This is a genomic window from Pseudoalteromonas sp. EB27, assembly GCF_001974875.1.
Classification (GTDB): domain Bacteria; phylum Pseudomonadota; class Gammaproteobacteria; order Enterobacterales; family Alteromonadaceae; genus Pseudoalteromonas.
On the sequence record NZ_MTQD01000007.1, the window covers coordinates 212,337 to 219,032 of the forward strand.

Genomic DNA, 6,696 nt, shown 5'->3' on the forward strand with positions numbered 1-6,696 from the left:
CATAACAGGTATGAGGTCATTAATTTTAGTTTCAACCTTAACAGAAGATAGTTTACGCTTGCTGAATTTCACGTTTATCAAGCATACCGCTGTAACGTGTAACACCAAGTGCTAAAACAGAGATAACGGCGCCTATCCATGCTGTATCTTGTAGGGTCATGTTTTCTACTACGCTACCACCAATAATTGATCCAAGTGCAATACCAATATTAAATGCGGCTATGTTTAAGCCTGATGCAACATCTACCGCATTGGGCGTGTGCTTTTGTGCTTGCTTTACTACATAAAGTTGCAAGCCTGGCACATTACCAAAAGCAAATGCGCCCCAGACTAAAATAGTAAGTACAGCGGCAATTTTTGATTCCATCGTAAAGGTAAATATCAGTAAAATAACACTCAAAGCGCTGAATATAATACTCAGTGCGCTAATTGGGCCGCGTTTGTCGGCCAACTTTCCACCCCAAATATTACCTATTGCTACCGATACACCGTAAACAAGCATTATCAAGGCAATAGCCGAAGGCGCAAAACCTGTTTGTTGCTCTAAAATAGGTGCTAAATAAGTAAACGCTGTAAACGTGCCGCCATAGCCCAATATCGTCATTAAATATACGAGTAATAAACGCGGTTTTACGATTACTTGTAGTTGCTCTTTAAACGTTGCAGGTATTGATTGTTTTAAGTTTTTTGGCACTAAAATAGAGCTGCCGATTAATGCAATTAAACCTAATACCGACACAACTAAAAACGTTGCACGCCAACCAAAGTGTTGGCCAATCCATGTACCTAATGGCACACCAGTTACTAGTGCTACAGTAAGCCCAGTAAACATAATGGCTATTGCACTGGCTTCTTTATCTTTGCTTACTAAGCTTGTGGCAATCATCGATCCGATTGAGAAAAACACACCATGGGCAAGCCCCGTTAAAATGCGCGCAAGTATTAATGTTTCGTAGCTTGGCGCTTGCCAAGCAAGTAAGTTACCCAAAACAAACAAGCCCATTAAGCTTATTAATACCACTTTACGATTCCAACGACCCGTTAAAGCTGTTAGCACCGGTGCACCAATAGCAACGCCAACCGCATATAAACTTACAAGCAAACCCGCTGAAGGTAGGCTTACGCCTAAGTCGTTTGCAATGGTGGGTACTAATCCCACTATTACAAACTCAGTTGTTCCTATTGCAAATGCGCTTAAGGTAAGCGCCCACAAAGCCAATGGCATAGTTATATCCTCATTAATATTTGAAGAATGTAGTTTGGCTAAAATATCGTTTGCAAAAAATAGCATTAGTGACAAAATACTTTTGTTAATAATGCAAAGATGGTGTTGGTATACTTATGGCTGTTCATTCAAAAACTGAAGATTTAGAAACGTTTATAACGATAGTAGATTGCGGAAGCTTTTCGGGAGCGGCTAATTTGCTCGATCAACAAGTGGCTAAAGTGTCGCGAGCGGTATCACGCCTAGAAAATACACTGCAATGTACTTTGCTAAACAGAACAACACGCCGATTAGAGCTTACCGAAGAAGGCCATACCTTTATAAAATATGCGCGCGAAGGGTTAAATACGCTTTATACCGGTGAAGAAGCCATAAAGCTCTTAAAACAAGCGCCAAGTGGCAAGCTGAGAATAGATGCGGCAAGCCCTTTTGTATTGCACCAACTTACGCCTTTAATCGGCGAATTTGCTAAGCAATACCCACACATAACGCTTGATATAACCTCGCACGACAGCATTATTGATTTACTTGAACATAAAACCGATTTAGCCATACGCATTGGTGATTTAAAAGACTCAAACTTACATGCTCGTAGACTTGGCAGCAGCCAGTTGCGTATTGTAGCCAGCCCAGAATATATAAATAATAACAGAGCAATTGCGCAAATTGATGACTTACAAAATCATAAATTAATTGGTTTTAGTGACTCCCCTAAACTAAACACCTGGCCGCTAGTAAAACCCGCTTTATTTACGTTTTCGCTTAGCGCAAGCAGCGGTGAAACAGTGCGTCAGCTGTGCATTGCAAACCAAGGCATTGCGCTACTTTCTCACTTTATGATTGGCAATGACCTAAAAACAGGTAAATTAGTTGAAGTGTTACCCGCTGCAATTAACTCACCTAATAACCGAGAAATTATACAAGCCGTGTATTATAAAAACAGTGCGATATCGTCTCGCATTACAGCGTTTTTAGATTTTATAAAGCCTAGGCTTAGTTTATAAATTCTGGGTATTAATATGCTTATTAAATATTTCAAATGATTTTTTGACGCTTTTTAATAATAAAAAAGTATAAATAACAAAAGCAGTAATTAAAGGTATTAATTAAAATGGATTCTTTAACGCAGGTAGCATTAGGCAGTGCTGTAGGTTATGCGGTATTAGGCAATAAAGTAGGTCGAAAAGCCGTTTTATGGGGAGCAATTTTAGGCACTCTCCCTGATTTAGATGTATTTTTGCCTTATGGCGGCTCTGTAGAAGCATTTACTTACCACCGTGGCTTTAGCCATTCGTTATTAATACATTTATTAATTAGCCCGCTCATTGTATGGCTAATATTAAAAGTACACGCGGGAATGCAAACTTATAAAGTGCGGTGGTTTTGGCTAGTATTTTTAAGCTTATCTACACATGCTCTATTAGACAGCCTAACTGTATACGGTACACAACTACTATGGCCTTTTACTGAGTACCCCTTTGCGGTTTCTAGTGTGTTTATTATTGACCCCGCTTACACGCTTCCTTTATTAATTGGCGTAATATGTACACTAATACCCAAAATAAAAGCAACAACGGCTTATCGTATAAATGCAGCCGCCTTAGTTTTAAGTAGCCTGTATTTATTCTGTGCTTTAATTTTAAAAGTAAATATTGATAACAAGGTAAATACTGCACTCAACAACAGGCAAATATCAGTAAATGCCTATGTTAGTACGCCCGCGCCGCTAACCACTTTGCTGTGGCGTATTGTTGTAATGTCTGACGGACAATACTACGAAGGTTATGCATCAGTATTTGACGCGCCCAGCGATGTTACATTAACGGCTTATCAAACAGCGCCTTCACTGTTAAATAATATTAGCGATGAATGGGCTATAAAACGCTTGCAGTGGTTTACTAAAGGGTTTTATTCGGTGCGCCAACAGCAAAGCAATATTGTTCTTTCTGATTTACGTATGGGTATGGAGTGCAACTATGTGTTTAATTTTGTAGTGGGTCAAAAAAATGATTCAGAAGTGAGCATTGGTAACTTTGAAAAAATAAGTCAAAGACCAAACTTAAACAATCTTCATAAAATATGGAACAGAATTTGGCAACCAAATGTGTCTTTAGCATTACCCGCTGCAAAAAATGACTGCAATAGTGAATAACGGCATATTATAAGATTTGTACTAGCATGAGGAAGTTAAGTGAAGTTCAAGCAGCAATTAAACTAAATAGTTCACTAAAGTGATTGCTGCTTTTTTTGCTGATACATTACAACATCAGCATCTTGAATCATATCCTCAACTGATTTACCTGTATCGTGTTTAAAGTGTGTTACTCCTACACTGTAATCAATTTTGTATGGCTTGTTTAAGGTATTATTAGCATGCGCAATTGCTTGCGCAAACCTTTGTAAAACAAACTCTGCTTTTGTCTCGTCTGAGTCGCTTAACATCGCTACAAATTCATCTCCGCCAAGTCGACCTATTACTTCACAATCACGAAATGAACTAAGCATGATTTGTGCAAATTTATTTAATACAAAATCACCTTCGTGGTGTCCATAAATATCATTAATTTGTTTAAACTTATTGAGATCAAACAATATAAACGACATTGATACTTTGTTTCGCCTACATACATTTAGCGTATGTTCGGCAAGGTTTAAAAAGCCACGTCGATTAGAGATTCTTGTTAACTCATCAATTGTGGCTAGTTGAATTGATTGAATTTCTCGCTCGACTAACGTGCCTAAATCTCTTAGCAATTGTTTTTCTTCATCATTGAGTTGTCTAGGTTTACTATCAGCAAGGCACAAAGTGCCTATAATGACTCCTTCCCTTAATTTTAAAGGAAAACCTGCATAAAAGCGTACCTTAGGATCGCCTGTAACAAAGGGGTTATCAAAAAACCTTTCGTCTTGGGCTGTATCTGGGATTATTAACAACTCGTCTTGATTTATGGTGTGGCCACAAAATGAGGTTTCGCGAGGAAGCTCAGGCGCATCAAGCCCCTGCTTTGATTTAAACCACTGGCGGTCTTCGTCAATCAAAGTAACCAATGAAATAGAAACATTAAACATACGCTTGGCAATACGAGTAACACGATCAAATCGCTCTTCATGCGACGTATCTAGAATTTTTAGTGCTCTAAGCGCGTGTAATCGCTCAGCTTCGTTATTTGGAATCTCAGGTTTAATCATTAAAGCTCTATTAATTTTAAATGTTTTATAAATTACGAAACTGGAGCGAATATTTTCGACTATATAATCCAATAAACTTATTTAAACTATAAACAGTCTGTCTATTCAAATTAGAACATTACCTAAAAATAGCAATAAATAAATATTTATAAATATCAGTAAGTCGTGCCTAAATAAAGATAAGATTCAATCCGCAAAAATTATGATTTAAACAGGTGGGATTAGTAGTTGATACAACATAGCTACTCTTTAATAAAAAAGTAGTAGTGGCTATTTAGTTTTATTTAAATAACCACTGGATTTGGCATACATACAAAAATTAACACTTTAATTTTGGTGCTCATATTGTCCGCGGTAAACTTCAAATACCTTTAAAACAGTATGTTGCTCTTTAGTTAGGTTATCAAACCAATCATCAAACAGCTCATCATCTTCTTGCTCGCTTAGTGCCATATATCTTGCTAGTAACTCTACAATATCATTGTGGTTGCAGGTTAAAGGATTTACTTGTTGCGCCAAGGTACTGTGGTCGCGCTCTCTTAGGGTTTCCATCACCCCTTGATCAATTTGTTCTTGTTGTTGTGTTGCGTCACTCATACATAACCTCTGTAATAACTTTATAACCGTATTTGTTAACGTTTTAACTCTTAAATATAGTTATAACAGCCTAAACGCCAATAGCCAGCATTTTTGATTCAAGTGCTTATTTTTTGATTTGTTTGCGCAAATAGCCAGCAATTACGGCCTTTTTGAGGAACATTTAAATAATTTGCATTGGGAAAATAAATACGTTAAATTCGAATGATACATTATCACATATCATTTATTGAGGCGTATTATGAAACCAAATATTCATCCTGATTACCACGTGGTTGCTTTTCACGATACCGCTGCCGATTCTTACTTTATTATTGGCTCAACCATAAAAACGAGCCGCACAATAGAAATAGACGGTAATACATATCCATACGTACCTATTGATGTATCAAGTGACTCGCACCCATTTTATACAGGCAAGCAAAAAACAACCGCTACAGATGGCCGCGTTGCGCAGTTTAATCGTCGTTTTAAAAGTTTATCGACTGTTAAAAAGGAAAAGGTATGAAAGTATTAAGCTCTCTTAAAAGTGCTAAGCAACGTCCGGGGTGTCAAATTGTAAAACGCAAAGGTCGCGTATTCGTAATTTGTAAAAACAACCCACGCTTTAAAGCAGTACAAGGAATGAAAAAGAAATAAGTTAAACGGGGATGCTCAACTTATAATTAGGTAGCTTGCTTAAGCTACCTAATTTAGGGGGACTATTTTACCACTACTGAAAACTCCGGCACTGCCTGAATTACTTTTTTTACCGTACAGGTATTAACGGCTGCAATAAGCGCCTTTTTATATTTATCAGGGAAGCCTTCTGGTAAGTTAATCTCAATTGAAAATAGCTTTTTACCGTTGTCATCTACATTTTCGTTATTTTGAGTAAGCGTCATACCTTGCGTTGAAATATCACGCTGCTCGCAAAACTTACGCGCATAAAAACCTGCGCATAAAACCATACTTACTAAAAAATAATCAAACGGTTCTGGATGCTCTGCATTGCCACCTGCGTTTACACTTTGATCGCTTATTACTTCTAGGTCGCCAAATTTAGCGCTTTGCTTTTGGCCTTCTAACATTGAAACTGAAATTTCCATTGTGTTTCCTTATATTTATTGCTGCAGATACCTTCTAACGCAATTGGCTTGAAAGTAGCTACTAAAGATACATATAGTTTAGGTTTATGAACCGAACAGTAATTCAAAGAACCCTGGAGGCTCGTGTAACTCATGATATTTTTTACGTAAATTATCTATATTTTTCAGTGGTTCTTTTGCCGCACTTAGCCCCTGCTCGTTTGCTGCTTTTTTTGCAAGTTCAGCTTGAGCAATCACTTTATCAAGGCCCTGCAATGACTGTTCTGGTTTTTTGTAAAACTTACCTGTTTTACTCACTTTAACCAGCTTTATAAATTCATCAATCGCAGTATTAAATTCACTAAGTTGAGTTGCCTGCACCGCTTGTTTATATGCAAGGCCTGTATTTTTCATATTTACTTCAAGATCGACAGATTCCTCAGCTATAACCAATGAGCTAAATAGTAACGCCATAATTAAAAAGAAACTCTTCATACAAGACCCTATAAATAAAAGAGTGATAATTGTATCAATTAAAATAGAAAAAGTAACTTGCTACTCAAAGTCTTGCGAACTAAGTGTAAAGCCCCTTTACACTATTCAATAGTAGTAAAATAA

General features: G+C 37.2%; 9 protein-coding genes. 4 read left to right on the forward strand and 5 right to left on the reverse strand.

Going from position 1 to position 6,696, the window contains the following annotated elements; translation table 11 throughout:
• Positions 1–52: 52 nt before the first annotated feature.
• Positions 53–1,225: an MFS transporter gene (locus tag BW142_RS10020; protein ID WP_076924782.1), complete on the reverse strand. Its 1,173-nt coding sequence runs from the start codon at positions 1,223–1,225 to the stop codon at positions 53–55.
• 116 nt (positions 1,226–1,341) lie between these two features.
• Between BW142_RS10020 and BW142_RS10025 the strand changes: the two genes are divergently transcribed.
• Together BW142_RS10025 and BW142_RS10030 are read left to right on the forward strand one after the other, a co-directional pair.
• A complete protein-coding gene (locus BW142_RS10025; RefSeq protein ID WP_076924783.1) occupies positions 1,342–2,229 on the forward strand; it encodes a LysR substrate-binding domain-containing protein in 888 nt (295 codons plus the stop codon).
• A gap of 107 nt (positions 2,230–2,336) precedes the next feature.
• Complete coding sequence (locus BW142_RS10030; protein ID WP_076924784.1) at positions 2,337–3,377, forward strand: metal-dependent hydrolase; 1,041 nt, start codon at positions 2,337–2,339, stop codon at positions 3,375–3,377.
• A gap of 74 nt (positions 3,378–3,451) precedes the next feature.
• Here the strand turns inward: BW142_RS10030 and BW142_RS10035 are convergent, their stop codons facing one another.
• Positions 3,452–4,414, reverse strand: a complete 963-nt coding sequence (locus BW142_RS10035) for a sensor domain-containing diguanylate cyclase (protein ID WP_076924785.1) — start codon at positions 4,412–4,414, stop codon at positions 3,452–3,454.
• A 327-nt stretch (positions 4,415–4,741) separates the two neighbouring features.
• On the reverse strand, positions 4,742–5,011 hold the full coding sequence (locus BW142_RS10040) for a hypothetical protein (RefSeq protein WP_007580861.1): 270 nt from the start codon (positions 5,009–5,011) through the stop codon (positions 4,742–4,744).
• Positions 5,012–5,252: 241 nt separating this feature from the next.
• Between BW142_RS10040 and BW142_RS10045 the strand changes: the two genes are divergently transcribed.
• Positions 5,253–5,519: a type B 50S ribosomal protein L31 gene (locus BW142_RS10045; protein WP_024591730.1), complete on the forward strand. Its 267-nt coding sequence runs from the start codon at positions 5,253–5,255 to the stop codon at positions 5,517–5,519.
• Positions 5,516–5,650: a type B 50S ribosomal protein L36 gene (gene ykgO / locus BW142_RS10050; RefSeq protein WP_002958669.1), complete on the forward strand. Its 135-nt coding sequence runs from the start codon at positions 5,516–5,518 to the stop codon at positions 5,648–5,650. Before BW142_RS10045 ends, ykgO begins: the two co-directional genes overlap by 4 nt.
• Positions 5,651–5,712: 62 nt before the next feature.
• Here the strand turns inward: ykgO and BW142_RS10055 are convergent, their stop codons facing one another.
• Together BW142_RS10055 and BW142_RS10060 are read right to left on the reverse strand one after the other, a co-directional pair.
• Positions 5,713–6,099, reverse strand: a complete 387-nt coding sequence (locus BW142_RS10055; protein WP_008170108.1) for an OsmC family protein — start codon at positions 6,097–6,099, stop codon at positions 5,713–5,715.
• A gap of 84 nt (positions 6,100–6,183) precedes the next feature.
• Positions 6,184–6,573, reverse strand: a complete 390-nt coding sequence (locus BW142_RS10060; RefSeq protein ID WP_024599892.1) for a cytochrome b562 — start codon at positions 6,571–6,573, stop codon at positions 6,184–6,186.
• Positions 6,574–6,696 lie beyond the last annotated feature (123 nt).